The sequence below is a fragment of the Flavobacterium cupreum genome (assembly GCF_003996965.1).
In the GTDB taxonomy this organism is placed as follows: Bacteria; Bacteroidota; Bacteroidia; order Flavobacteriales; family Flavobacteriaceae; genus Flavobacterium; species Flavobacterium cupreum.
Window position 1 is genome coordinate 1 of record NZ_QWDM01000085.1, and the last position, 426, is coordinate 426.

Sequence of the window (426 nt, forward strand, 5' to 3'; positions counted from 1 at the left end):
GAGGACGAGGTGGTGTTCTTCTCGTGGATCGAATACCCGTCGCGCGCGGTGCGTGACGAGGTCAACGACAAGGTCATGGCCGACCCGCGCATGGCCAACATGATGACACCGGAGCAGACCCCGTTCGACGGCAAGCGCCTGATCTACGGCGGCTTCGAGACCTTCGTCGACATGTGAGAGGCTGAGAGTCTTTCGATCATGCCCGCTCAGCACGCCAGAAAGCGCCAGTTCGTCGTTGCAAATGCTCGCCATAGCCCGCTATGGCTGTGCTTTGCGCCTCGATCTGCCGCTTTCTGGCGGGCTGCTCGGGCACGCCCGAAAAACTCTCAGCCTCTGACGTCTGCCGGCTTCTCCGCTGGGGCCCTTGATTGTATAAACGTTGAGACGGTCTTTTGCAACGTCCGGCTTCTCTTGGGCCCCTACATC

1 protein-coding gene is annotated in these 426 nt (G+C 60.6%); it reads left to right on the forward strand.

The window, feature by feature from the left end:
- Nucleotides 1-12: 12 nt before the first annotated feature.
- A complete protein-coding gene (locus D0817_RS26735; protein ID WP_497756098.1) occupies nucleotides 13-177 on the forward strand; it encodes a DUF1428 family protein in 165 nt (54 codons plus the stop codon).
- Nucleotides 178-426: the final 249 nt, after the last annotated feature.